Annotated in this window: 16 protein-coding genes and 1 tRNA gene; 9 read left to right on the top strand and 8 right to left on the bottom strand. The window is 70.0% G+C overall.

The features are described 5' to 3' along the window. Window positions 1–54 precede the first annotated feature (54 nt). From ppc to ACSFBM_RS02780, 5 genes are all read left to right on the top strand, one after another. Window positions 55–2,898, top strand: a complete 2,844-nt coding sequence (gene ppc, locus ACSFBM_RS02800) for a phosphoenolpyruvate carboxylase (RefSeq protein WP_435483034.1) — start codon at window positions 55–57, stop codon at window positions 2,896–2,898. A gap of 166 nt (window positions 2,899–3,064) precedes the next feature. Continuing rightward, window positions 3,065–3,283, top strand: a complete 219-nt coding sequence (locus ACSFBM_RS02795) for a hypothetical protein (RefSeq protein WP_435435236.1) — start codon at window positions 3,065–3,067, stop codon at window positions 3,281–3,283. A gap of 101 nt (window positions 3,284–3,384) precedes the next feature. Beyond that, window positions 3,385–11,481, top strand: coding sequence for a glycoside hydrolase family 94 protein (locus ACSFBM_RS02790; RefSeq protein WP_435483033.1), 8,097 nt, complete (start codon window positions 3,385–3,387; stop codon window positions 11,479–11,481). Between the two features lie 95 nt (window positions 11,482–11,576). Further along, the gene (locus ACSFBM_RS02785) at window positions 11,577–12,107 is read left to right on the top strand and encodes a hypothetical protein (protein WP_435483032.1); all 531 of its coding nucleotides are present in this window, start codon (window positions 11,577–11,579) and stop codon (window positions 12,105–12,107) included. A 178-nt stretch (window positions 12,108–12,285) separates the two neighbouring features. After that, a complete protein-coding gene (locus ACSFBM_RS02780; RefSeq protein WP_435483031.1) occupies window positions 12,286–13,536 on the top strand; it encodes an MFS transporter in 1,251 nt (416 codons plus the stop codon). Window positions 13,537–13,551: 15 nt separating this feature from the next. Here ACSFBM_RS02780 and ACSFBM_RS02775 read toward each other — a convergent pair whose 3' ends face one another. Beyond that, complete coding sequence (locus ACSFBM_RS02775; RefSeq protein ID WP_435483714.1) at window positions 13,552–14,475, bottom strand: LysR family transcriptional regulator; 924 nt, start codon at window positions 14,473–14,475, stop codon at window positions 13,552–13,554. Between the two features lie 49 nt (window positions 14,476–14,524). Between ACSFBM_RS02775 and ACSFBM_RS02770 the strand changes: the two genes are divergently transcribed. Next, window positions 14,525–15,061 (top strand): GNAT family N-acetyltransferase, encoded by a 537-nt coding sequence (locus ACSFBM_RS02770; protein ID WP_435483030.1) that lies wholly within the window; start codon window positions 14,525–14,527, stop codon window positions 15,059–15,061. Here the strand turns inward: ACSFBM_RS02770 and ACSFBM_RS02765 are convergent. Further along, a complete protein-coding gene (locus ACSFBM_RS02765; protein WP_435483029.1) occupies window positions 15,055–15,447 on the bottom strand; it encodes a tautomerase family protein in 393 nt (130 codons plus the stop codon). The genes ACSFBM_RS02770 and ACSFBM_RS02765 overlap by 7 nt on opposite strands. Before the next feature lie 26 nt (window positions 15,448–15,473). Then, a complete protein-coding gene (locus ACSFBM_RS02760) occupies window positions 15,474–16,403 on the bottom strand; it encodes a nitrilase family protein (RefSeq protein ID WP_435483028.1) in 930 nt (309 codons plus the stop codon). A 125-nt stretch (window positions 16,404–16,528) separates the two neighbouring features. Here ACSFBM_RS02760 and ACSFBM_RS02755 point away from each other — a divergent pair, with 125 nt between their 5' ends. Continuing rightward, the gene (locus ACSFBM_RS02755) at window positions 16,529–17,029 is read left to right on the top strand and encodes a winged helix-turn-helix transcriptional regulator (RefSeq protein WP_435483027.1); all 501 of its coding nucleotides are present in this window, start codon (window positions 16,529–16,531) and stop codon (window positions 17,027–17,029) included. Here the strand turns inward: ACSFBM_RS02755 and ACSFBM_RS02750 are convergent. The 5 genes from ACSFBM_RS02750 to ACSFBM_RS02730 form a co-directional block, all read right to left on the bottom strand. Next, window positions 17,026–19,377 (bottom strand): hypothetical protein, encoded by a 2,352-nt coding sequence (locus tag ACSFBM_RS02750; protein ID WP_435483026.1) that lies wholly within the window; start codon window positions 19,375–19,377, stop codon window positions 17,026–17,028. The genes ACSFBM_RS02755 and ACSFBM_RS02750 overlap by 4 nt on opposite strands. A gap of 16 nt (window positions 19,378–19,393) precedes the next feature. Beyond that, window positions 19,394–19,466 (bottom strand) — tRNA-Ser (locus tag ACSFBM_RS02745). A gap of 51 nt (window positions 19,467–19,517) precedes the next feature. Then, entirely contained in the window at window positions 19,518–20,792 is a 1,275-nt protein-coding gene (locus ACSFBM_RS02740; protein WP_435483025.1) for an AI-2E family transporter, read from the bottom strand. Next, on the bottom strand, window positions 20,789–21,547 hold the full coding sequence (locus ACSFBM_RS02735; protein WP_435483024.1) for a LytR/AlgR family response regulator transcription factor: 759 nt from the start codon (window positions 21,545–21,547) through the stop codon (window positions 20,789–20,791). The genes ACSFBM_RS02740 and ACSFBM_RS02735 overlap by 4 nt, the downstream gene beginning before the upstream one ends. Continuing rightward, complete coding sequence (locus tag ACSFBM_RS02730) at window positions 21,544–22,623, bottom strand: sensor histidine kinase (RefSeq protein WP_435483713.1); 1,080 nt, start codon at window positions 22,621–22,623, stop codon at window positions 21,544–21,546. The genes ACSFBM_RS02735 and ACSFBM_RS02730 overlap by 4 nt, the downstream gene beginning before the upstream one ends. A gap of 56 nt (window positions 22,624–22,679) precedes the next feature. Between ACSFBM_RS02730 and argH the strand changes: the two genes are divergently transcribed. Together argH and ACSFBM_RS02720 are read left to right on the top strand one after the other, a co-directional pair. Continuing rightward, the gene (gene argH, locus ACSFBM_RS02725) at window positions 22,680–24,077 is read left to right on the top strand and encodes an argininosuccinate lyase (protein ID WP_435435225.1); all 1,398 of its coding nucleotides are present in this window, start codon (window positions 22,680–22,682) and stop codon (window positions 24,075–24,077) included. Window positions 24,078–24,099: 22 nt separating this feature from the next. Beyond that, window positions 24,100–25,569 (top strand): rhomboid family intramembrane serine protease, encoded by a 1,470-nt coding sequence (locus tag ACSFBM_RS02720; RefSeq protein ID WP_435435224.1) that lies wholly within the window; start codon window positions 24,100–24,102, stop codon window positions 25,567–25,569. Window positions 25,570–25,580: the final 11 nt, after the last annotated feature.

Below are 25,580 nucleotides of genomic sequence, written 5' to 3'. Positions count from 1 at the left end.
CGCCGCAGCAACGCAGACGGCGCATCCATTCAAGAAGTCCAGGACAAACATCGAATGAAAGCCAGCAAGACCCCTGCCCCACCCAAGCGCCGCCAGGCCGAAGACCAGCCACTGATCGACGACATCCGGCTGTTGGGCCGGATCCTCGGCGATGTGATCCGGGAGCAGGAGGGCGACGAGACCTATGCGCTGGTCGAGAAGATCCGCACGCTGTCGGTGGCCTTCCGCCGCGATGCAGACCATGCCGCCGATCGTGCGCTGAAGAACCTGCTCAAGGGCCTGAGCGCTGCGGAAACGGTGCGCGTGATCCGCGCCTTCACCTACTTCAGCCACTTGGCCAACCTGGCGGAAGACCGCCACCTGATCCGCCGCCGCACCGAGACCGAACGCGCCGGCGAAAGCGTCGACGGCGACCTGCAGACCGCGCTGACCCGCATCCGCAAGGCGGGCGTGAAGCCCGATGACATCGTCGCCTCGCTGGCCCACAGCTACGTGTCGCCCGTGCTCACCGCGCACCCGACCGAAGTGCAGCGCAAGAGCATCCTGGACGCCGAGCGCGTCATCGCGCAACTGCTGACCGTGCGCGACGAGATCCGGCTGCGCCAGGGCGCCTATGCCGGCGGAAAGGACACACTCACCCCGATCGAGTTCGCCGACAACGAAACGCAGATGCGCACGCGCGTCACGCAGATCTGGCAGACGCGCCTTTTGCGCTTCTCCAAGCTCACCGTGGCCGACGAGATCGAGAACGCGCTGAGCTACTACGAAGCCACCTTCCTGCGCGAGATTCCGCGCGTGTACGCCGACCTTGAGAAGGCCCTTGCGCAAGGCGGCCACGCGCCGTCGGTCGCGCCCTTCCTGCGCATGGGCCAGTGGATCGGCGGCGACCGCGACGGCAACCCCAACGTCACCGCCGAAACGCTCGAATACGCCCTGGGCCGCCAGTGCGAGCTGGCGCTGCGCCACTACCTCACCGAAGTGCACTACCTGGGCGGCGAGCTGTCGCTCTCGGCCACGCTGGTCGACGTGTCGGTCGAGATGCAGGCGCTGGCCGAGCGCTCGCCCGACACCAGCGAGCACCGCAAGGACGAGCCCTACCGCCGCGCGCTCACCGGCGTGTACGCGCGCCTGGCCGCCACGCTGCGCGAGCTCACCGGCGGCGAGGCCGCGCGCCATGCCGTCGCGCCCCAGAACCCGTACGCCAAGGCCGAAGACTTTCTTGCCGACCTGCGCACCGTGGCCGAGTCGCTCGAGGAAAAGCACGGCAACGTGCTCGCCGCGCCGCGCCTGCTGCCGCTGATCCGCGCGGTCGAAGTGTTCGGCTTCCACCTGGCCACCGTCGACCTGCGCCAGAGCTCCGACAAGCACGAAGCCGTGATCGCCGAGCTGCTGGCCACCGCGCGCATCGAGCCCTCGTACGCCTCGCTGGCCGAAGACGCCAAGCAGACGCTGCTGTTGCGGCTGCTCGACGACGCCCGCCCGCTGCGCGTGCCCGACGCCGACTACTCCCCGCTCGCCAGGAGCGAGCTCGCCATCTTCGCCGCCGCGCGCGCCTCGCGTGCGCGCTACGGCGCGGCGGCCATCCGCCACTACATCATCAGCCACACCGAAACGGTGAGCGACCTGCTGGAGGCCCTGCTGCTGCAGAAGGAAGTGGGCCTGCTGCGCGGCGCGATGGACAGCAACGCGACCTGCGACCTCATCGTGGTGCCGCTGTTCGAGACCATCGAAGACCTGCGCAATGCCGCGCCCATCGTGCGCGCCTTCTATGCGCTGCCGAACATCCAGGCACTCATCGAACGCTCGGGCGGCGAGCAGGACGTGATGCTCGGCTACAGCGACAGCAACAAGGACGGCGGCATCTTCACCAGCAACTGGGAGCTGTACCGCGCGGGCATCGCGCTGGTGGCGCTGTTCGACGAGCTCAACAAGAAGAAGGCCAACCCGATTCGCCTGCGCATGTTCCATGGCCGCGGCGGCACCGTGGGACGCGGCGGCGGCCCGAGCTACCAGGCCATCCTGGCGCAGCCGCCGGGCACGGTGCGCGGGCAGATCCGCCTGACCGAACAGGGCGAGGTCATCGGCTCCAAGTACGCCAACCGCGAGATCGGGCGGCGCAACCTCGAGACGCTGGTGGCCGCCACGCTCGAAGCCACGCTGCTGCCGCAGGGCAAGTCGGCGCCGGCCGCGTTCCTGTCGGCTGCGGGCGAGCTGTCGACCGCCAGCATGGCGGCGTACCGCAAGCTGGTGTACGAGACACCGGGCTTCGGCGACTACTTCTTCGGCTCCACGCCGATCCGCGAGATCGCCGAGCTCAACATCGGCTCACGCCCCGCGTCGCGCAACCCCAGCCACAAGATCGACGACCTGCGCGCCGTGCCCTGGAGCTTCAGCTGGGGCCAGTGCCGCCTGACCATTCCGGGCTGGTTCGGCTTCGGCTCGGGCGTGGAGCAGTTCCTGGCCGCCGCCGGCACCGCCGCGGGCAAGAAGGAACGCGTGGCGCTGCTGCAGCGCATGTACGAGCAATGGCCGTTCTTTCGCACGCTGCTGTCGAACATGGACATGGTGCTGGCCAAGAGCGACCTCGCGCTGGCCTCGCGCTATGCAGAGCTGGTGACCGACCGCAAGCTGCGCCAGAAGGTGTTCTCGATGATCGACGCCGAATGGCACCGCACGTCGGACGCGCTCACGCTCATCACCGGCGCCAAGCAGCGTCTCGAAGGCAATGCCGAGATGCAGCGCTCGGTGCGCCACCGCTTTCCGTACATCGACCCGCTGCACCACCTGCAGGTCGAACTGATGCGCCGCTACCGCGCGGGCGACGGCGGCGAGCGGCTGCAGCGCGGCATCCATATTTCCATCAACGGGGTGGCCGCGGGGCTTCGCAACACGGGCTGATCTGCGTCAACTCCAGCAGCCAAAGGACGCCTTGTGCGTCCTTTCCTACATGTTCTGTCCGCAATGAGGAACCCGTAAGGTCAATTAAAAGGGTACGGTCGGTCACGTTCACAACAGTTCTCGCAATCGCGCGGCAGCTCGAAGTTGTTACAAGGAGCCCGTTGCCATGCCAGTCCCGCAGTCACTCACCCATTCGCAGATCGATTTCGTCGGTAACGACGTCGAGGCGCTCGCCTCGCACATGCGCCACTGCGCACGCGCCCACGGGCGATGGTTCTCGCTGCGAAGCCACATGCAACGGGTGCGCGCACTTGCGGCGGGCCGCATCGTCACGATGGCCTGCGTGGCCATGGTGCTGGGCATCGGCCTGTTCGCCATCGCTTGAGCGCCGCAGCCGCCGTCGACCGCCTCCAGGGGCTGAGTTCTTACGCCCGGGCGCTGCTTCTGGGTCCCCATGACCCCGTAGCCCCTCCGATTCGCGCCGAATTGTTCGGCATCCAACGCTTCGAGCAGCACGGGCACAGCCTCGCCCGTGCCCAGGTGGTCGAGAAAGACGACACGCACCACGCACGCGAAGGCGCGCCCTTCTTCCCGCGGGTGGACGAGAACCTCGAGTCGCTGCGCAACGCCTTCGACTACATCGCGCTGATCTCGCTCAGCGGGCGCTATGTGTCGCCCGCGGCCGAGTGGCTGCTCGACAACTTCCACCTGGTGGAGGCACAGCTCCAGCAGATTCACGACGGTGTGCCGCGCAGTTACTACGCGCGCCTGCCCAAGCTGGTGGCGCCGCCGCTGGCGGGCCTGCCGCGCGTGTACGGCATTGCCTGGGCCTACGTGGCCCACACCGACAGCGTGCTCAACAAGACGCTGTTCACCGCCTTCCTGAACGCCTACCAGGACGTCGACGAGCTCACGCTGGGCGAACTGTGGGCCCTGCCCACCACCCTGCGCGTGGTGCTGCTGGAAAACCTGCGCCGCGTGGCAGAGAGCATTGCCGAGAACAAGGTGGCGCGCGAAATCGCGCACGCCGCCTGGGACGCCGCGCCGCACCTGTCGTCGCAGGACCTCGACGTGCTCTACCGCGCGCTGCAGAGCCACGGCCTGCAGGGCAGCTACCTCACGCAGTTGTGGCAGCGCCTGCCCGTGGAGCACGGCGGCGACATGCCCGCGCTGGTGCGCTGGACCGAGCAGCACTGCCCCAACGGCCCGGCGCTGATCGGCGACGCGCAGAACGCGCAGGCCGCGGCCAACCTCACGGTCGGCAACATCATCACCACGCTGCGCATGATCGGCCAGGTCGAATGGAGCGACCTGATCGAGCCCGTGAGCCGCTCGCTGCGCGTGCTGCGCGAACTGCCCAGCTTCGCCAACGAGAGCGAACTCACGCGCCAGCAGATCACGCACGCCATGGAGCAGGTGGCGCGCACCAGCGAACGGCCCGAGCGCGAAGTGGCGCAGGCCGTGGTGCAACTGGCCTCCGGCGCGCCCGCCGACGAAGCCGGCGCCGAAACCGACCGCCCCGACGGCACCGCCGGCTACTACCTCTTCGGCCAGGGCCGCACCGCGCTCGTCGCGGCGCTGCAGGCCAGGCAGAGCGCGGTCCGTGCGGGCCGCACCGTGCGCGCGACGCCCGTGCGCCAGGTCCGCAGCCACCGCGGCTGGCGCCTGCCGGTCTACATCGGCTCCGTGGCGCTGGGCACCGCGCTGCTGCTGGCCGCCGTGGTGCACGGCCTGCCGCACCGCGGCGACTGGACCACCGTGCTGGCGATGGCCCTGCTCGCATGGCCCGCGTCGGAAGCCCTGCTCTCGCTGGCCCAACGCATCATGGCCGAGTCGGTGCGCGTGCAGGCGCTGCCGCGGCTGGACTTTGCGAACGGCATCCCCGAGCGGCACCGCGCGCTGGTGGTCATGCCCACGCTGCTGGCTTCGGTGGCAAACAACGCGCAGCTGGTGCACCGGCTCGAACTGCACTGGCTCGCCAACCGCGAAGAGCATGCGCAGTTCGCGCTGCTGACCGACTGGGCCGACGCCGCGCAGGCCTCGCTGCCCGCCGACGGGCCGCTGCTCGACGATGCGCTGCTGCGCATAGCCGCGCTCAACGCGAAGTACCCGGTGGCACCGGGTGCCGCGCCGCGCTTCTTGCTGCTGCACCGCCCGCGCAGCTGGAGCGACACCGAGCAGCGCTGGATGGGCTGGGAACGCAAGCGCGGCAAGCTCGAAATGCTGGTGCGCCTGCTCGCGTCCGGCGATGGCAGCGGCTTTTTGCCGCTGGCAGACGGCCTGCGCCTGGCCGCCGGCCGCACGCCCTATGTGTTGACGCTCGACAGCGACACCGGCCTGCCGCCCGGCGTCCTGCGCGACCTGGTGGCCATTGCCGCGCACCCGCTCAACGCACCCGAGATCGACCTGCAAAGCCGGCGCGTGGTCGCCGGCTTCGGCATCCTGCAGCCGCGCATCGTCACACCGTTTCCCATGCAGGACGAGCGCTCGTTCTTCCATTGGGTATTCGCCGGCCAGTGCGGCCTCGACCCCTACGGCAGCGGCGCGTCCGACATCTACCAGGACGTGTTCGGCAGCGGCTCCTTCACCGGCAAGGGCCTGCTGAACGTGCGCGCGCTGCACGCCACGCTCGACCGCCGCCTGCCCGACGGCGCGGTGCTCAGCCACGACCTGCTCGAAGGCACTGTCGCGCGCTGCGCGATGGTGAGCGACGTGGTGCTGGTCGAAGACCATCCGCACCACGCCGGCGTGTCGGCCTCGCGCGTGCACCGCTGGGTGCGCGGCGACTGGCAGCTGCTGCCGCTGATGTGGCGCGCGCGCCGCTTCGGCCTCGACGCGCTGGGCCTGTGGAAGATGGCCGACAACCTGCGCCGCTCGCTGGTGGCGCCGGCTTCTTTCGCGCTGCTGGTGCTGGTGATCTTCACGCAGGCCATGCCGCTGGGCTGGGCGCTGGCGGCCGTGGCCTCGGCCCTCACGCTCGGGCCCATGCTCGGCGCGCTGGCCGGGCTGGTGCCCACGCGGCGCGCCATCGAGCTGCGCCATTTCTTCGACGTGGGCGCGGTCGAGCTGCTGCGCGCCATGGCCGGCGCGGCCTGGCAGTTCGTGCAGCTCGCGGCGCAGTCGCGGCTGCTGCTCGACGCCTGGTTTCGCGCGACGTGGCGGCTGGTCGTGAGCCGACGCCACCTGCTCGAATGGACCACCGCGGCGCAGGCGCAGGCGCAATCGAGCCAGCGCCTGTTGCCCTTCCTGCGCAACGCCGCTGCCAGCAGCGTGCTGTGCCTGGCGCTCGCCGTGGCGGCGCACTGGAGCGCGTACCCGGTCATCGGCGCGCTGCTGTTCGTGCTGTGGGCGCTGGCACCGGTCGCGGCCTGGTGGAGCAGCCGCGTCGAGGCGAAGCTGCCCGAGCCGCTGAGCACCGCGCAGCGCACCTACCTGGAAACCGTTGCGCACGACACCTGGCGCTTCTTCGAGCACGTGGTGGGCTCCGACGACAACCACCTGCCGCCCGACAACCTGCAGCTGGAGCCGCAGCCCACCATTGCGCACCGCACCTCGCCGACCAACATCGGCATGTACCTGCTGGCGACCTGCTGCGCACGCGAGTTCGGCTGGATCGGCACCGACGCATTGCTCGCGCGCATCACGGCCACGCTCGACAGCGTGGACCGCATGCAAAAGCACCAGGGCCACCTGTTCAACTGGTACGACACGCAGACACTGAAGCCGCTGCCGCCCGACTACGTGTCCAGCGTGGACAGCGGCAACTTCGCGGGCCACCTGGTGGCCGTGGCACAGGCCTGCCGCGCCTTCGCCGCACAAGGATGCGAGCCGCACGAGGCGCCCGCGCTCGAGACCCTGGCGCAACGCTGCGACGCGCTGCACGACGGCATGGACTTCAGCGGCCTGTACGACCCCAAGCGCCACCTGTTCCACATCGGCCTGCGGGTCGAGGAGAACGTGCTCGACGCCAGCTACTACGACCTGCTGGCCTCCGAGTCGCGCCTGCTGAGCTTCCTGGCCATCGCCAAGGGCGACGTGCCCCGCCGCCACTGGATGGCGCTGGGCCGGCCCTTCCTGCTGGTCGGCTTCGAGCCCAGCCTGAAGTCGTGGTCGGGCTCGATGTTCGAGTACGTGATGCCCGCGCTGGTGATGTCCGAGCCCACCAACGGCCTGCTGCAGGTGGCCAACACCGCCGCCATCGCAGAGCAGCAGGCCTTCGGCCGCGCGCAGAACCTGCCGTGGGGCGTGTCCGAATCGGCCTACTTCGCGCAGGACCACTCGCTGGCCTACCAGTACTCGCCCTTCGGCGTGCCGCGTCTCGCGCTGCGGCGCACGCCGCCCACCGACCGCGTGGTGGCGCCCTATGCCAGCGCCATGGCCGCGCCGTTCGGCCCCGTGGCGGCGGTGGCCAACCTGGAGCGGCTCGAAGCGCTCGGCGCGCGCGGCGAGTTCGGCTTTCACGACGCGGTGGACTTCACCGCGTCGCGCCAGATCGAGGGCCAGGAATTCACCGTGGTGCGCAACTTCATGGCGCACCACCAGGGCATGTCGCTGGTGGCGCTGTGCAACGTGCTGTGCGCCGACGCGCCGCGCCGCTGGTTCGCCAGTGCCGCGCTGGTGCAGGCGCACGAGACGCTGCTGCACGAGCGCACGCCGCGCCAGATCATCGGCAGCGCCGACCCGCGCACGCCGCCCGAGCCCAGCCAGGCCGAACTGGCGCCGCTGTTCCAGCCCCGCACGGTCGACCCGATGGCGGCGGGCTTCCAGCCCACGCACCTGCTGTCGAACGGCCGCTACACCGTGGCCCTGCGCGCCAACGGGGCCGGCGTGAGCCGCTGGCATTCGTTCAACGTGACGCGCTGGCGCGACGACCCGCTGCGCGACAGCTACGGCACCTTCTTCTTCGTGCGCGACGTCAGGACCGAAGGCGAGGCCCAGGCCTTCACCTCGCTCACCGCCCTGCCCGCGCCGGGCGCCGACTGGCGCTACCGAACGCGCTTCCTGGCCGACCAGGTGCAGTTCGACGCCACCGGCCCCGGCCTGCAGGTGCGCACCACGGTGCTCATCAGCCCCGAGGACGACACCGAGCTGCGCAACATCACGCTGCACAACTCGGGCGAACAGACGCGCACGCTGGAGCTGGTGTCGTACTTCGAGCCGGTGCTGTCGAACCCCAAGGCCGACGAGGCACACCCGGCCTTCGCCAACCTGTTCGTGGAGTCGCGCTGGGAACCCGCATGGCGCGCGCTGCTGCTGTCGCGCAAGCCGCGCCTGCACGGCGACGCGGTGGTGGCCGCCGCGCACTTCCTGGCCTCCGCGGACGCCACCGTGCTGTCGATCGACTGCATGACCGACCGGCGCGCCTTCATCGGGCGCAACCGCACGCTGGCCAACCCCGCGCTCGACGCCCAGCCGCTCACCGCCCGGGGCAAGCAGGTCAACGGGCTCGACCCCATCGCCTGCCTGCGCGTGCGGCTGTCGATTGCGCCGGGCACCACCGCACGGCTGAGCTTTGCCACGGCGGCCGACGACAACATCGAGGCGCTGATGCCCGGCATCGACCGCTACATGCAGCCGATGCACGTGGAGCGCGCCACCCGCATGGCCGCCACGCTGGCGCAGGTGCGCCTGCGCGACCTGAGCATTGCGCCCGCGCAGAACCTGGCGCTGCAGGACCTGACGACCATCCTCACGTACACCACGCCGCGCGTCATGAGCGACCGCGGGCTGATCGACCTGCGGCAGATCTGGCGCTTCGGCATCTCGGGCGACAAGCCCATCGTGCTGGTGCACATCCATTCGATGAACGGCATGGGGCTGATCAACACGCTGCTGCGCGCCCAGCCCTGGTGGGGCTTCGGCGGCGTGGCGTGCGACCTGGTGGTGCTCAACAGCGAGCCCAACTCGTACCTGATGCCGCTGCAGCGCGAAATCGAAGTGCTGCGCGCACGCGTCACGCAGCAGACGCAGAACAGCTTTCCGCGCAACGACACGGCCGGCTTCTACCTGCTGCGCGACCAGGACGTGGTGCCCTCGGAGAAGGCCGCGCTCTCCAGCCTGGCGCGCGCGGTGTTCACGGCCGACGGGCGCCCGCTCGAAGTGCAGGTGGCTGCGCTGCACGAGGCCCGCAACGACGCCGCGCCGGCCGCCGAGGAGGCGGCCACGCCGAGGGGCGTTCCCCTGCTGCCGCGTGCCGCCGCGACGCCGCCGAACAGCGCACCCGAAGGCGACTTCGACGCAGAGACCGGCGAGTACCGCTTCGAGGTCGGCATGGACCGGCGCACGCCGCGGCCCTGGATCAACGTCATCGCCAACGCGGCTTTCGGCTTCCAGGTGTCCGAATGGGGCACCGGCTTCACCTGGGCCGGCAACAGCCGCATGCACCAGGTCACGCCGTGGTCCAACGACCCGGTGCAGGACCCGGCCTTCGAGCACTACCTGCTGCAGGACCTGGCGTCGCGCGAGATGCTGCCGCTGACCCCCGCGGGCGGCACCACCGCCGGCGCGCGCCACCGCGTGCGCCACGGGCAGGGCTACACCGTGTTCGAGCACCAGGCGGGCGCGCTCGCGCTGGAAACCACCTTCTTCGCGGACCGCGACGAGGCCGTCAAGCTGGTGCATGTGCGCGTACACAACCAGGGCGCGGGCGCGCGCCGCCTGCGCGCACTGGCCATGGCCGAATGGCAGCTCGGCGACGCGCGCGGCACGCGGCGCACCGTGCGCTGCTGGAAGCCGGAAGACCAGCCGGCCGTGTTCGGCGAACAGCGCGAATCAGGCGCGGGCTTCGGCGGAACCACGGCCTTCCTGCTGCTGGCGGGCCTGCAGGGCGCCACCACCGGCGCCACGCAATGGACCTGCGACCGCAATGAATTCTTCGGCGGGCGCGGCGGCGTCGAAGTGCCCGACACGCTCGCGCGCCGCGCCGGCAGCGGGCTGGACGCCTGCGCGGCCATCGGCGGCGAGTTCGTCGTGGCGGCCGGCGACACCGCCAGCTTCACCTTCATGCTGGGCCACGCGGACAGCACCGAGGCCGCGCTGGACCTCGCGCAGCGCTGGCGCCAGCGCGACGTGCCCGCGGCGCTGGCGCAGGTGCGCGGCTTCTGGGACGAACTGCTCGGCCGCCTGCAGGTGCGCACGCCCGACCCGCTGTTCAATGCGCTGGTCAACCGCTGGCTCGTGTACCAGACGCTGGCCTGCCGGCTCTGGTCGAAGGCCGGCTTCTACCAGGCCGGCGGCGCCTTCGGCTTTCGCGACCAGTTGCAGGACGCGATGGCTTTCGCCCTCACCGACCCGGCCCGGCTGCGCGATCAGATCCTGGTCAATGCGGCGCGGCAGTTCCCCGAAGGCGACGTGCAGCACTGGTGGCACATGCCCGGCGGCGCCGGCGTGCGCACGCATTTCTCCGACGACCTGCTGTGGCTGCCGTATGCCGTGGCGCACTACGTCGAGGTGACGGGCGACGCCTCGCTGCTCGACGAGATGGCGGGCTTCATCGAAGGCCCGGCCATTCCCGACGGCGCGGAGGACGCCTACTACGCGCCGCAGCGCAGCGGCCAGATGGCCAACGTGTTCGAGCACGGCGCGCGCGCCATCGACCGCAGCCTGAAGACTGGCGTGCACGGCCTGCCGCTGATGGGCACCGGCGACTGGAACGACGGCATGAACCGCGTGGGCAACGAAGGCCGCGGCGAATCGGTGTGGCTCGCCTGGTTCTTGTGCAGCGTGGTCGCGCAGTTCGCGCCGCTGGCGCAGGCGCGAGGTGAACACGAGCGCGTGGCGCGCTGGACGGCCGCGCGCGCCGGCTGGATCGCCGCACTGCACGACGCCGGCTGGGACGGCGAATGGTTCCGCCGTGCCTTCTTCGACAACGGCGCGCCGCTGGGCTCGTCGGCCAACGACGAATGCCGCATCGACCTGATCGCGCAGGCGTGGTCGGTGCTGTCGGGCGCCTCGGACGATGCCCACACCGGCCCGGCGATGGCGTCGGTGAAGAAGCTGCTGCACGACGAACCGGCCGGCCTTCTGCGGCTGCTGACGCCGCCGTTCGCCAACTCGACGAACAACCCCGGCTACATCCAGGCCTACCCGCCCGGCGTGCGCGAGAACGGCGGGCAATACTCGCACGGCGCGGTGTGGGCGCTGATGGCCCAGGCGCTGCAGGGCGACCATGACGCGGCGTGGCAGAGCTTCGAAGGACTGAGCCCCGCGCACCGCGCCCGGCACCCCGAGCGCGGGCCGGTCTACGAGCTGGAGCCCTACGTGATGGCGGGCGACGTCTACGGCGCCGCGCCCTATGTGGGCCGCGGCGGCTGGAGCTGGTACACCGGCTCGGCCGCGTGGCTGCACCGCGCGGCGGTCGAGACCCTGCTGGGCCTGGCCGTGAAGGGCCGCCAGCTCTCGCTGACCCCACGCGTGCCCGCGCACTGGCCGGGCTTCGAGATCGCGCTGCGGCTCGGTGCGCGCCAGCTCACGCTGCAGTGGGGCCGCGTGGAAGGCGCCGCCGCGCCGACGCACCACCTGGCGGTGGGCGAGTGGATCGACTGGCAGACGCTGCCGGCCGATGCCGTGCTGCGGGTGGGATGAGAGGTGCGGGCCGCGGGGAGCGGGCTGGCCCTAGACTCGCAACCCCACCCGCCCCAGCAAGCTCGCACCGCAGCGCGGAGCGCGAACCTCCATTCATGAGCACCAAGATCCAGTTCCGCCGCAAGGTCATCGTCATCGTCCTGCTGTGCGTGGCCGTCGGCGGCGGCGTCGTGCGGCACTACGCCACGCCCGGCACCACCACGCGCGACATCGCCACGCTGCTGATGGTGCTGTGGGTGCCGATCATCGGCAACGTCATCGCCTGGCTCGTCAGCAAGCGCCCGCGCCGTGCACCGCGCGCGGCGGCCGTCGCGCCGCCGAGCTTCGACACGGCCGGCGCCTTCACGCCGCATGCGCGCGTGGCGCTCACCTTCCGCAAGCCGGGCCTGCCCTCGCAGGACGTGCCGATCGCCCCGGGCGAATACCGCTGCGCGCTGGTGGTCGACAAGGAAGGCTTCTCGGCGCGCTGGGTGGTGCCTTTGGGCGAGGCGCTGGAGCGCGGCAAGCCCGCCGTGCTGGACGTGGAGTTCCTCTCCCCGGCGGTGGCACAGCCGAAGTTTGCGCAGGGCGCGCAATTTCGCGTGCTGATCGGCGAGGCCTTCATCGCCGACGGCCAGGTGCTTTGACGGCCATCGCCATTCAATACCGACGGAAAAGGGGAACAAAGCCCCGATTGTTCGCAGCAGGGAAACTGACTACTGCTGGCGGACCCCTTTGTCGCCAAGGCGACGGCTCGCACACTCCAATGCCCTTTCACCGGCATCGGCGTGCACATGCATCGCCGACGCCCTTCAGGACAGTCCCATGATGAATTCACCCAGCAGCAACCCGTGCGCCGACGACCTGGCGGTGGCCTCGCCGGACGCCACGCCGTCGCCGGCCACGCGCTCCGCCTGGCTCGCCGTCGGCTCCATCGCCGTCGGCACCTTCGCGATGGTCTCCACCGAGTTCATGCCCATCGGCCTGCTGACCGACATCGCGCGCGGGCTCAACGTGTCCGACGGCACGGCCGGCCTGATGGTCACCATGCCCGGCGTGCTGGCGGCCTTTGCCGGCCCCGCGCTCATCGTGGCGTCGGGCCGGCTCGACCGGCGCACCGTGCTGATCGCGCTCACCACCTTGCTCATCGCGTCGAACGTGCTGGCCGCGTTCGCGCCCAACTTCGCCACCATGCTGGTCGCGCGCCTGCTGCTGGGCCTGTGCGTGGGCGGCTTCTGGACCTTTGCGCCGGCGGCCGCCACGCAGCTGGTGCCGCACGCCTCGCAGGCGCGCGCCATGTCGTACGTGCTGGCCGGCGTGTCGGCCGCCACCGTGCTGGGGGTGCCGGCCGGCTCGTTCCTGGGCACGCTGTTCGGCTGGCGCGCGTCGTTCGCCGTGACCGGCGCGCTGGCCGCGGTGGTGCTGCTGGTGCAGCTGTGGCTGCTGCCCGCGATGCCGCCGGCGCGCGCCATCGGCGCACGCGACCTGCTCACGCCGCTCACGCGCCGCATGGCGCAGGTGGGCCTGCTCGCGGTGCTGTTCTTCATTGCCGGCCACTTCGCGGCCTACACCTACCTCAAGCCGCTGCTGCAGCAGGTGTTCGGCCTGGCGCCGAACGCGGTGTCGACGCTGCTGCTGGTCTACGGCGCGGTGGGCTTCGTGGGCACCTTCCTCGGCGGCAGCCTGGTGGCGCGCAGCGTGCGCGGCACCACCCTGCTGGCGGCGCTGATGCTGGCCACGGCGCTGCTGCTGTCCACGCTGATCGGCACCGGCTTCGTGCCGGGCGCCGTGGTGGTCGTGATCTGGGGCGTGGCCTTCGGCCTGATCCCGGTGGCGCTCACCGGCTGGATGATGGAAGCCGTGCCCGATGCCCCCGAAGCCGGCCAGGCCCTGCTGGTGAGCGGCTTCCAGGTGGCGATTGCTTCCGGCGCACTGATCGGCGGCGTGACGGTCGACAGCTTCGGCATCTCCAGCACGATGGTGCTCAGCGGCGTGCTGGTGCTGATCGCAGCGCTGATCGTCGGCACGCTGGGCCGCGCGCGCGGCCGCGCACCGGTGGGCGTGATTCCGGAATGACCGCTCGGTGACGGGTCAGCGGCGGCCGGGCTTGCCGGCCGCCACGATCGCGTCGAGCACCACGCGCAAGGCCTTGTTGACCGGCTTGTCGCACCGGATCACCACCGCCAGCGTGCGGTGCATGCGCGGGTTCAGGCGGCTGGTCTTCAGCCCCGGGTGGGCGCCGCGGCCCGCCATCGACATGCCGGGCACGATGGCGCAGCCGAGCCCCGCGGCCACCATCTCCTTCATCGCCTCCACGCTCCCCAGTTCCATCACCGGCTGCGGCTGAAGGCCGTCGGCGGCGAACCAGCGGTCGACCAGCTTGCGCGTGTTGGCTGCGGGCTCGAAGAGCACCAGCGGCACGCCGGCCAGGTCGCCCGGCGCGACCCTGGCCTTGAGCGGTGCGCGCTCCAGCGAGCTGATGGCGACGAACTCGTCATCGAGCACCGGCATCGCCGTCAACGAACGCCCCGCCGCCGGCAGCGTGACCAGCGCGAGGTCGAGGCTGTTCTCTTCCACCTTGCGCGCCTGGTCCTCGGTGTTGCCGGTGCTCACCACCACGCCCAGCCCCGGAAACTGCTCGCGCAGCGTGCGCAGCACACCCGGCAGGAAGTGCAGGCAGGCCGTCGCGCCCGTGCCCAGCCGCACGCGGCCGGTGACGCCGCTCGCATGGTCGGCCAGCGCATCGATGGCGTTCTCCACCGCGCTGTCGATGTGCGGCACATGGCGCAGCAACTCCATGCCCGCAGGCGTGGCCTTGGCGCGCTTGCCGACCCGCTCGATCAGCCGCACCGACAGCCGCCGCTCCAGCTGGCGCACCTGCAGGCTCACCGCCGGTTGCGACAGGCCGAGCCGGTCGGCCGCGGCCGAGAAGCTGCCCGTTTCGATGACCAGCCCGAAGGTGCGGAGCTGGTCGAGGTTGAGTGTCTTTTCCAAAGTATTTCTTATGCGGCGTATAGGTGAGCGAAGCTTCACTTATCAAAGGGGGATGGTCAAGATCGGGGCCATGTCATCACCAAGCCTCCAGCCTCCTGCCTCCACCGACGTCGAGATCGCCGACGCCGAGCCCCGCCACATGGCCGCCGTGCAGGCCATCTACAGCCACTACGTGCTGCACGACCTGTGCTCCTTCGAGGAACAGGTGCCCACGGTCGAACAGATGCAGGCGCGCCGCGACGAAGTGACGGCGCGCGGCATGCCCTACCTTGTGGCAACGAGAAACGGCGAGGTGGTCGGCTACGCCTATGCCACCGCGTACCGTGCCCGTTCCGCCTACCGGCACACGGTGGAAGACTCGGTCTATGTCGCGCAGGGCATGCACGGCCACGGCATCGGCCGGGCGCTGCTGCAGGGCGTGATCCGGCGCTGCACCGACAGCGGCTTCACGCAGATGGTGGCGTGCGTGGGCAACAGCGCCAACGCGGGCTCGCAGGGGTTGCACCGCAGCCTGGGGTTCGAACGGGTCGGCGTGCTGCGCGACGTGGGTTTCAAGTTCGGGCAGTGGGTGGACACGGTGCTGATGCAGCGCGCGCTGGCTCACTGAGCCTCGTTGTCCGACCACTCGGGGCTGTAGCCCCCGAGCGTCGGGTGGTACATCTCATCGCCCGAATGCTGCGTGAACTCGACATTGAGCCGGTCTTCGCGCAGCCCGAGGATGTCGATGCAATCGCGGCACAGCGCCTTGGCCACCTCGAGCCGCAGCTCGGCGGAACGGCCGCGGCGGATGTCGCACATCAGCACCGACACCGCTTCGGGTTCGCCGTCGACCATGCGCCATACGCCGCCCTCGCCCGTTTCGCGGATGGCGATGCTGATGCGGCGGATGTCCACGCTCATCAGCCGTGCGTAGGTTTCGCTGAGCTGCTTCGCGAGGCGCTTCTTGTCGGCCACCGGGTGCTGGCCGTTCACGTCGAGTTGAAGGTAGGGCATGTCGCAAGACTCCTGGTGTGGCTGCGCTATCTGGGAAGGGCCTGGCCGCCACGGTAACCCAGCATCGCGTCGTACAGGTCGGTGCGCCGGTCGCGGTGCAGGTCGTTGAACTGGTTCCAGATCGGCGCGCTGCGCGCGGCGCCAAGGTCCACGTCGGCGTAGAGGATGGTGTCTTCTTCGGGCCCGGCGATGCGGCCCACGGGCCAGCCATTGGTGCCGGCAATCAACGAGTTGCCCATGAAACCCGCGCCGCGTTCCTGCCCCACGCGGTCCGCCGTGGCGATGAACACGTTGTTCTGGTGCGCGGCGGCGATCGTCAGGTACGCCGGCATGCAGGTGCCGCTCGCGTCGTACAGCGGCGGCGGCGTCCACACCCAGCCGGTCGGTATGCAGATGATGTCGGCGCCCAGCTGCGCGACGATGCGCGACGCCTCGGGAAACCAGATGTCCCAGCACACGAGCAGGCCGATGCGCCCGATCTTCGTTTCGAACACCGGGTAGCCCTCGTTGCCCGGCGTGAACCAGAGCTTCTCGTTGTTCCAGAGGTGCGTCTTGCGGTAGCGGCCGATGTAGCCCTCGGGACCGACGAGCACGGCAGTGTCGAACAGCTGCGGGCCATCCTGCTCGACCAGGCAGCCGACGATGTAGACCTTGTGCTGCGCCGCGAACGACACCCAGCCTTGCACGGTCGGCCCGCCGGGCACCGGTTGCGAATGCGCATAGGCCTCCTCCCGGCCGCTGAAGCAGTAGCCGGTGGTGGCGAGCTCGGGCAGCACGATGAGCCGGGCGCCGCTCTCGACGGCGGCCGTCAGGCGTTGCTGCACGGCCTGCGCATTGCGCTCGAGATTCTCCACGCCGACCTGCGGATCGAACTGCACGACGGCCACGCGCACGGGGCTGGCGCGCAAGCCCGGGATGGCGTCGGGGCTGCTGGCGACGGTGGATGGCTGGGACACGGGTGGCTTCATGGAGATCGGGCTTTCAGGTTTCAATTTAAAACCAGATCGATGCTAGCCATTTCAGTTTTACTTTGCAACCAAACTGCATTCACGGTCTACACTCGCCCATCGAAGGAAAAGCCATGGCCCAGAGAAAAAGCCTGAAGAACGACGCGTGCCCGATGGCCCGCGCGCTCGACATCGTCGGCGACCAGTGGTCGCTGCTCATCGTTCGCGATGCCTTCGACGGCATGAAGCGCTTCGGCGAGTTCCAGCAAAGCCTGGGCATGGCGAAGAACATCCTGGCGGAGCGGCTGAAATGGCTGGTGCAGGAAGGCGTGCTCGACGTGGTGCCCGCCGCAGAAGGCTCGCTGTACCAGGCGTACGTGCTGTCGGCCAAGGGCAAGGGCCTGTTCCCGGTGGTGGTCGGGCTGCGCCAATGGGGCGAGGCGCACCTGTACGCCAAGGGCGAGCCGCATTCGGTGCTGGTGGAGCGCGACAGCGGCAAGCCGGTGCCCAAGATCGCGCTGCGCACGCGCGACGGGCAGCCGCTGGATGCGGACCTGACCTTCGTGAAGAAGCTGCCGGCAAAGGCCGCGACCCGGCCGGCCGCCAAGGCGGCCTCGAAAGCCAGTCCCGGCTAACGCGCCGCCAGGTCGTCCGGCATCAGCCAGTGCGTGTCCTGGCTCCAGCCGACGAAGGGCTGTGCCTGCTGGCCGTGTCCCTGCGCGGCAACCGCCAGGCCTGTCAACGCCGGCGCAAAGACGCGCCGGAAGTCTGGGCCCTGCGCTTCCAGGTGCGCCGCCGCCCAGGCGAGGAACGCACCGACCTCCTGCACGCCACACTGCGAGAGAAAGAAGACCATCTGCCGCCAGGCATAGGCCGAGTTCTTGATCTGGACGAGCCGCGCATGCCGGTGGTCGACGCGAATCTGCAACTGCGCGCACACCTGCGTGAAGCACCGGCGCGCCATGTCGGGCAACTGCGCCGCAAGGCGCTCGCCCAGCCCGAGCTCGGCGAACAGCACGGCGAGGTTGTGGGTGGTAAGAATCTGCGCCTGCTCGATCACCATGCCGTTGCGCGCCGTGCCCCCACCGCGCGGTTGCACGCCCGCGCGCGCCGCACACAGGCGAGCCAGCGCATCGGGCTGATCACCCGCGTCCTCGCGCGGCACGGGCATGGCGGCGAGCGCAGCGCAGTCGATGCCGTAGTACCTCGCGTACAGCTTGCCCTGCAGGAGGCCCGCCGCCACTTTCGCGGCCGCCAGGAACCTGGGTGAGAAACGGCCCATGAAGATGTCGGCCGCCACCTCTTCGACCAGCGGCAGTTTCAAATCGGCTGCATCGCCCAGGGTGCGCAGTTCCTGCAGCAGCTTGTTCGGAACGATGGTTTGAGGGAACGCGACCAGTGCCAGTTGCGATGCCTCCGTCAATGCCTGCAGCGCGGCACGGCGCGCGGCCTGGTCGTTCGCGCGGAAGCGCACGATGGCGGCAACCCACGGCAGCTCTTCGAACTGCACCTGTTTCTGCAGATCGACGAGCAGCAGCGAGCGCCTGCGCCGGAACGCGCGGTCAATGGCGGCGTGGAGCCGGCGCAGCATCGGGTCGGGCACATCCGCAGCGCGCAACGCGGCGCTCCACAGGGGCAGCACCCTGGCCAGCACCTCGCCCGAAGGGATGGTGCCGCGTTCGATCAATTCGGCCGCCGTTCCCTTGCGGGCGCGGCCGACCTTGCGCTGCAGCGTGGGCGGCAACCGCGTCCCCTCGCGCAAGCCGCTTGCGGCAGCTTCGCTCGCATCGATGGGCCGGATGACGGGCTCGATGTCCTCCAGCCCTTCATGGGACGGGAAGGCTTCGAGCCGCACGGCAACCTGCCGCGCGATCTGCTCGAAGGTGGCGGCGCTGGCATGGCTGCGCTGCTGCTGCCGCCATGCCGCGCGCCCGGCCGACGCCGGCGGCCCGCACTTTGCGATGTAGCGCGCAAGGACGAGGCGCATGCGCCCCACCTGCTTGCCCGTCAACGACTCGGGTGCGTCGACGCAAAGCTGCAGGCCCGCGCGCAGCGTGGCGAAGCTGTCGCCTTCGCGCTCGGGCCGCGCGCACCGCGTGTGTGCGGCCCGCGCCTGCCGGCACTGCGCGAGCAGCGCCGACGCGCGTTCGCGCCAGCCCGGGGGATAGTGCGCGCAGGGCCAGCCCCCGGTCACGGTGAATTTGCCGCTCTCGGTGCGCAGCCAGGCGCCGTCGGCCGTGCGAAGCGCAACAGGCGCCTCACCGGTCACGGTGTCGAGCAGCAGCGCGACCATCCGGTCGTGGAGCGGTGCCCAGACGTCGACGGCTTCCTTCTGCGCCAGGATCTGCGCGTTGGGTTTCACTGCGCGCAGGCGCTGCATGGCCGTCGCCACGTCGTCCACCCACAGTTGCGCACCGAAGCTGGGTGCCTCCGGCAGTTCGGCCGGATAGAAGCGCAGCTTCGAGAACCAGGGAGAGAGTTGCTCGACCAGCGCCCACGCATCGTCGGCCTGCCCGGCCTGCACGAGCCAGGCCACCACGAGCAACGCGCCCTCTTCCGGCACCTCGACGTCGAAGCAGCCGGACGCCAGCAACGCCTGGAGCTTCTCGAGCCCCGTGTCCGTCAGAAAGAAAGTGTTCAGCGCGAGCCGCGCTTGCGCGTCGGACGCGCCGGGCGCGAGTTCGTCCCGCCATGCGCGCTCATGCGGCTTGAGCGGTCCGCCCGCCAGCAGCGCACCGGTGGCAAAGCCGCCGGTCACCACCTCGAGCGTGGCCCAGGCGGGTGTGTCTTTCACCGGCGTGCGCGAGCCCGTGCGGATCGAGCCGTCGCCGCGACCAAGAATCACAGCGGCCCATTGGCGCAGCCTCTTCGCGGCGCCCGCACGCACCGATGCGTCGGGATGCCCGCTCGCGGCCAGCGCACGGGCCAGCTGGAAGCCCGCGTAACCACCGGGCGAATCGGTCGAGGTCGAATCGTCGTCCATGGCCATGCGAAATGAGTGGGTCCGGGGGCTGGGGTTGAACCAGCGCCTTCTCGGGTCAGCCGAGTGTTCTGCCACTGAACTACCCCGGAACAGAAAAAGAATTCAGGCGCGGCGCATTTCTATCACGCGCCCGGCGCGAGCTACTCGCCCAGCAGCTCCCCGATCGGCTGCAGGTCTTCCACCCGGTCGCAGATCGCCTTGATCACCATGGTGATCGGAATGCCCAGCAGCAGGCCCCAGATGCCCCACAGCCAGCCCCAGAAGATCACGCCCACGAACACCGCCACCGGGTTCATGCGGCTGGTGCGGCTGGTGAGCCAGGGCATCAGCAGGTTGCCGATGAGCGTGTGAATGGCCAGCGACACGCCGCCCACCACCACGCCCATCTGCAGGCTGTTGAACTGCAGGAAGGCCACCAGCCCCGCGGCCACCAGCACGATGACCGAGCCGATGTACGGAATGAGGTTGGTCACGGCCGCGATGATTCCCCACACGGCCGCGTTCTCCACCCCGATGACCCAGAACGCCAGCCCCGTCGCCACGCCCACAACGACGCTCACCAGAATCTGGACCAGCAGATAGCGCTCGATGTTGCGGGTGATGTCGTCCAGCACGTGCACCGTGACCTTCTTCTTCTGCAGGCTCGACCCGGTGATCTTGATGAGCTTGCGCCGGAAGGTGTCGCCCGAACACAGCGCGAAGTACGTGAGAAAGGCCACCAGCGTGAGCTGACCCATGGCGCTGAGCAGGCCGACGGTGCCGGTGAGCAGGTAGTCGCGCACATTGAAGCCGGGCCGCTCGATGATGACGCGCGCCACGCCGCGGCGCGAGGCCACGCGGGCGGAGTTTTCCTCGGCCGCCTTCTCGAGCTGCGCGGCGGCCTGCTGCACGCTTTCGAGCGGCGTGGCGCTGGCGCCCTTGTCGCGGCGCATGGCCAGCCCGAGCTTCTGCGCGGCCACGGGCAGCGCATCGAGCAACTGCAAGGCATTGCCCGACAGCGAATAGCCGGTCCAGCCGAGTCCGCCGAACAGGCCCACCAGAATGACCGCCGCGCCGATCCAGCGCGGCGTGCGCCAGCGATGCAGCATGTCGACCAGCGGCGACAGCGCATAGGTCAGCAGCAGGCTCAGCATCAGCGGAATGAACACGGCCTGGCCCCACTGCAGCGCAAACACGCTGGCCAGCACGGCGAGCACCACCAGCGAGGCGCTGCGCACATCGACCGGCATGTGCAGCAGCATGCGTTCACGCTCGGGGCTGGGCGGCTCGGGCGCCAGCACCTCGGGTTCAGGCACAGGCACGGGGGCGGGTTCTTCCGCGGCGGCCTGGTGCGGCTCGGCAGCCGGCGGCTCGCCTCCCTCGGCGTGGGGCTGCGGCACGTCGGCGGAGCTGCCGTCTTTCTTGTCGTCGGTCATCGCGCATCCTTCAGCACTTCGCGCACGGCGGCGAGCTGCCGACGCGACACGGCCACAGGTTCGGGAATGGCGTCGAGCCGCAGGGCCCAGCCCTCCGCGTCCTCGCCGTCGTCGTATTTCTCCAGCGCACGGATGGCCGAGCGCGCGACCAGCGCGTTGCGGTGCACGCGCAGGAAGCGGTGCGGGTAGCGCTCCTCGAACTCGTTGAGCGAGCCGTCCAGGATGTGGCTGCGCGTGGCGGTGCGCACGGTGAGGTACTTGTATTCGGACTTGAGGTAGAGCACCTCGGACAGCGGCACACGCTCGGCGCGGCCGCGGTCCTGGATGAGCACGGTTTCCGGCGCGGCAGGCGCGGCCGGCGAGTCCTGCAGCGCGCGGCGCTCCTTCAGGAAGCGCTCGGCCTTCTGCAGCGCCTGCTGCAGGCGCTCGGCGCGCACGGGCTTGGTGAGGTAGTCGACCGCGTCGAGTTCGAAGGCCGTCACCGCGTGCGTGGCATGCGCGGTGACGAACACCACCGCCGGCGCGTCGGCGCGGCTGCGCAGCGCGCGCGCCACCTCGATGCCGTCGACGCCAGGCATGTGCACATCGAGCAGCACCAGGTCGAGCGCCATCGTGGCCAGGTGCTGCTGCGCCTCGGCGCCCTGCGAGGCCTCGGCCACCACCTCGGCGGCGGGCGAGCTGCAGTCGCGCAGCAGGGTGCGCAGGCGGGAGCGCGCCAGGGCTTCGTCGTCAACGATCAGTGTCCTCAGGGTCATGATTCAGCGGGGATGGCGATGCGCACCCGGTAGTTTTTCTGGTCCATGCCGGCGCTGAACTGCATCTGCATGTCGTGCAACAGGCGCAGCCGGTCGCGCACATTGGCCAGCGCGATGCCGTGGCCGCGCGGCAGCGGCTCGTCGGCCCAGCGCAGCGGCGGCAGGCTGTTGACCACCTCGATCACCACCATGCTGCCGCGCCGCTCGGTGCGAATGCGCAGCTTGGCGCCCTCGGGGCTGGGTTCCACGCCGTGCTTGATGGCGTTCTCCACCAGCGGCTGCAGCAGCAGCGGCGGCAGGCGCGCGCTGCTCGCGGCGGCGTCCAGGTCCCAGCGAATGCGCAGGCGGCTGCCGAAGCGCACCTGCTCGATGGCCAGGTAGCGCTCGGCCAGCGCGATCTCGTCGGCCAGCGTGCCCGACTCGCTCGGGTCGGCCAGCGCCTGGCGGAACAGTTCGGCCAGGTCTTCGAGCATGGTCTCGGCCTTGGCCGGCTCCTCGCGAACCAGCGCAATGGCGCTGTTGAGCGTGTTGAACAGGAAGTGCGGGCGGATGCGCGACTGCAGCTCCTCGAGCCGGGCCGTGGTCGCCGCGGGCGTCTGGCCGCGGGCACGCAGCACCATCGCGGCCATCACCAGCCCCGCGAACAGGGCGCCGGCCAGCGCGCTGGCCAGCCATGGCGCGCTGGAGAGCACGCCCGTGAGGCGCAGCAGGCCGCAGCCGTACAGCGCAGCCAACGCGCCCAGCACGGCACCGGCCGTGTATTGCCATTGCTTGGGCAGGCGGCGCAAGGGCTTCTTGAGCCCGCAGGCCGCCACCAGCCACAGCAGCGTCGCAGGCAAGGCCCCGCCGGTGACGGTGGCCGTCTGCACCAGCCATTCGCCGGGGCCGGACACGCCGAAAAGCGTGGCAATCGCAACCACCGCCTCGACGAACACCACGGTGCGCAGCACGACCCCGATCTGGCAGGCGTCGAAGATCGAAGGCTCGGCGCGCAAGGGCGCACGCGTCTTTTCCGAAGACGGCGAGGACGGGGGGGTGGGCATGGCGTTGGCCGATAAAATCGCCGGGTTGCGCATCGCAGACATCTGATCCATCGGGTGACCAACCCATTATTGCCTCCTGGACGGCTCCCATGACCCAAAACCAACTCGACAAGAAATCCGAAGCCTGGTCGGCCCTGTTCTCCGAACCCATGAGCGACCTCGTGAAGCGCTACACCTCCAGCGTCTTCTTCGACAAGCGCCTGTGGCAGGCCGACATCGAGGGCTCGCTGGCCCATGCCGGCATGCTCGCCGCGCAGGGGATCATCGGCGTGCAGGACCACGCCTCGATCGAACGCGGGATGGCGCAGATTCGCGCCGAAATCGAATCCGGCGCCTTCGAATGGAAGCTCGACCTCGAAGACGTGCACCTGAACATCGAGGCCCGCCTGACCCAGCTGGTCGGCGACGCCGGCAAGCGCCTGCACACCGGGCGCAGTCGCAACGACCAGGTCGCCACCGACGTGCGCCTCTGGCTGCGCGGCGAAATCGACCTCATCGGCGACCTGCTGGTCGAACTGCAGAAGGCCCTGGTGGACATCGCCGAGAAGAACGTCGAGGTGATCCTGCCCGGCTTCACCCACCTGCAGGTGGCCCAGCCCGTGAGCTTCGGCCACCACATGCTGGCCTACGTGGAAATGTTCAGCCGCGACGCCGAGCGCATGGGCGAAGTGCGCCGCCGCGTGAACCGCCTGCCGCTGGGCGCCGCCGCGCTGGCCGGCACCAGCTACCCGCTGGACCGCGAGCTGGTGGCAAAGACGCTGAACATGGACGGCGTGTGCCAGAACAGCCTGGACGCCGTGAGCGACCGCGACTTCGCCATCGAATTCACCGCCGCGGCCAGCCTGTGCATGGTGCACATCAGCCGCATGAGCGAAGAACTCATCCTGTGGATGAGCCAGAACTTCGGCTTCATCCAGATCGCCGACCGCTTCACGACCGGCTCGTCGATCATGCCGCAGAAGAAGAACCCCGACGTGCCCGAACTGGCGCGCGGCAAGACCGGCCGCGTGGTCGGCCACCTGATGGCGCTGATCACGCTCATGAAGGGCCAGCCGCTGGCGTACAACAAGGACAACCAGGAAGACAAGGAGCCGCTGTTCGACACTGTCGACACGCTCAAGGACACCCTGCGCATCTTTGCCGAGATGATCGGCGGCATCACCGTGAAGCCCGAGGCCATGGAGGCCGCCGCGCTGCGCGGCTACGCCACCGCCACCGACCTGGCCGACTACCTGGTGAAGAAGGGCCTGCCCTTCCGCGACGCGCACGAAACCGTGGCCCATGCCGTGAAGGCCGCCACCTCGCACAAGGTCGACCTGGCGGAGCTGCCGCTGGCCGTGCTGCAGCAGTTCAACCCGAGCATCGAGAAGGACGTGTACGACGTGCTGAGCCTGCGCGGCTCGCTGAACGCACGCAACATCCTGGGCGGCACCGCCCCGGCGCAGGTGAAGGCGCAAGTGGCCCGCCACCGCGCGCGCCTGGGCTGAACGCCTCGACGGCAGCCGCACCGTGTTCTATGCCATCCCGCTCGAAAACAGACCGAGCTGGCGCAACCCGCCGTGGATGACGGTGCTGCTGATCCTCCTGAACATGATCGTGTTCTGGGGGCCGCAGCGCAGCGAAGACAACGGGCGCGAGCGTGCCGCCCAGTACTACGTGAACAGCGTGCTGCCCCAGCTGGAGCTGCCGCCGTTCGTGGAATGGCTCGAAAAGACCGACCCGAAGCGCGGCAAGGCGGCCCGTCGCATGCTGCCGCACGAGGAGGCCTACCCCAGGCTGCTCGAAGGCCTGCAGAACGACAGCAAGTTCCTGCGCAAGCTGCAGGCCGACGAAGTCGTCACGCCCGCGAACCCGCAGTACACCGAGTGGAAGCGTGACCGCCGCCAGTACGAGGCCATGCTGCCCGCGCCCTTCACCGAGCGCTGGTCGCAGAGCTACGCCGCCGACGCCGAGTTCAAGCCCTGGACCTGGATCACCGCCGCCTTCCTGCACGGCAGCACCGGCCACCTGCTGGGCAACATGCTGTTCCTCTTCCTGTTCGGCTTCTCGGTCGAGCTGGCGCTGGGACGCGGCACCTACCTGGCGTTCTACCTGCTGGGCGCCGTCGGTGCCTCGCTGCTGGCCGGCTGGGCCTATGCCGGCAAGGGCACCTACGGACTGGGCGCCTCGGGCGCCATCTCGGCGCTGATGGGCATGTACGCGGTGATGTACCGCCTGAAGCGCATCCGCTTCTTCTACCAGCTGTTCTTCTATTTCAACTACGTCACCGCACCGGCCCTGCTGCTGCTGCCGGCATGGATCGTCAACGAGCTGATGCAGCACTGGCTGGGCGGCCAGGGCATCGCCTACATGGCCCACCTGGGCGGCCTGCTGACAGGCGCGGCGCTGATGGCAGGCGCCCTGATGCTGCGCCGCGTGCAGGCCCCCGAGACCGCCGCCGCCCCCGAGCCCGACCGCTTCGACGCGCACGTGGCCGCGGCCCAGAAGTACGGCGCGGCCATGAATTTCGACAAGGCCTGCGCCGAGTGGCGCGCCGCCGCCGCGCTGCGCCCCGGCGACACCGACACGCTGCGCGCCTGGTTCCACACGGCCCGCCTGCAGCCCGCGAGCGACGACTTCCACCACGCCGCGCGCCGCATCTTCCGCCTGCCGGCGACCGAGCCGGACACGCTCGCCCTGCAGCACGCCAGCTACAAGACCTACCTCGACCAGGCCAAGCCCGGCGCGCGCCTGAAGCCCGACGACATGGCCCGCCTGGCGCGCCGCTTTTCGCGCATCCGCCAGTTCGACGACGCCGACCGGCTGTGCGCCATCCTGCTGAAGACCGCGCCCGAGCATCCCGAGCTGGCCGACACGCTCTCGGTGTGCGCCAACGGCCTGCTGCATGCGGGCCAGCGCGACAAGGCCGTCGGGCTGCTGCCGCACCTGCTGCGGCTCGCGCCCAACGACATGGTCACGCGCGCACTGCAGCGCGCCTGAAGGCCACGCGC

Source organism: Variovorax pasteuri, assembly GCF_051216435.1.
In the GTDB taxonomy this organism is placed as follows: domain Bacteria; phylum Pseudomonadota; class Gammaproteobacteria; order Burkholderiales; family Burkholderiaceae_C; genus Variovorax.
The sequence above is the reverse complement of the archived record's forward strand: the minus strand, read 5'-3'. Positions and strand labels throughout refer to the sequence as shown.

What these genes read in the sequence shown, in the direction of transcription:
- ppc (WP_435483034.1), top strand. Translation starts at nt 55, where the DNA reads ATGAAAGCCAGCAAGACCCCTGCCCCACCCAAGCGCCGCCAGGCCGAA.
- ACSFBM_RS02795 (WP_435435236.1), top strand. Translation starts at nt 3,065, where the DNA reads ATGCCAGTCCCGCAGTCACTCACCCATTCGCAGATCGATTTCGTCGGT.
- ACSFBM_RS02785 (WP_435483032.1), top strand. Translation starts at nt 11,577, where the DNA reads ATGAGCACCAAGATCCAGTTCCGCCGCAAGGTCATCGTCATCGTCCTG.
- ACSFBM_RS02780 (WP_435483031.1), top strand. Translation starts at nt 12,286, where the DNA reads ATGATGAATTCACCCAGCAGCAACCCGTGCGCCGACGACCTGGCGGTG.
- ACSFBM_RS02770 (WP_435483030.1), top strand. Translation starts at nt 14,525, where the DNA reads ATGTCATCACCAAGCCTCCAGCCTCCTGCCTCCACCGACGTCGAGATC.
- ACSFBM_RS02765 (WP_435483029.1), bottom strand. Translation starts at nt 15,447, where the DNA reads ATGCCCTACCTTCAACTCGACGTGAACGGCCAGCACCCGGTGGCCGAC.
- ACSFBM_RS02755 (WP_435483027.1), top strand. Translation starts at nt 16,529, where the DNA reads ATGGCCCAGAGAAAAAGCCTGAAGAACGACGCGTGCCCGATGGCCCGC.
- ACSFBM_RS02750 (WP_435483026.1), bottom strand. Translation starts at nt 19,377, where the DNA reads ATGGACGACGATTCGACCTCGACCGATTCGCCCGGTGGTTACGCGGGC.
- ACSFBM_RS02740 (WP_435483025.1), bottom strand. Translation starts at nt 20,792, where the DNA reads ATGACCGACGACAAGAAAGACGGCAGCTCCGCCGACGTGCCGCAGCCC.
- ACSFBM_RS02735 (WP_435483024.1), bottom strand. Translation starts at nt 21,547, where the DNA reads ATGACCCTGAGGACACTGATCGTTGACGACGAAGCCCTGGCGCGCTCC.
- ACSFBM_RS02730 (WP_435483713.1), bottom strand. Translation starts at nt 22,623, where the DNA reads ATGCGCAACCCGGCGATTTTATCGGCCAACGCCATGCCCACCCCCCCG.
- argH (WP_435435225.1), top strand. Translation starts at nt 22,680, where the DNA reads ATGACCCAAAACCAACTCGACAAGAAATCCGAAGCCTGGTCGGCCCTG.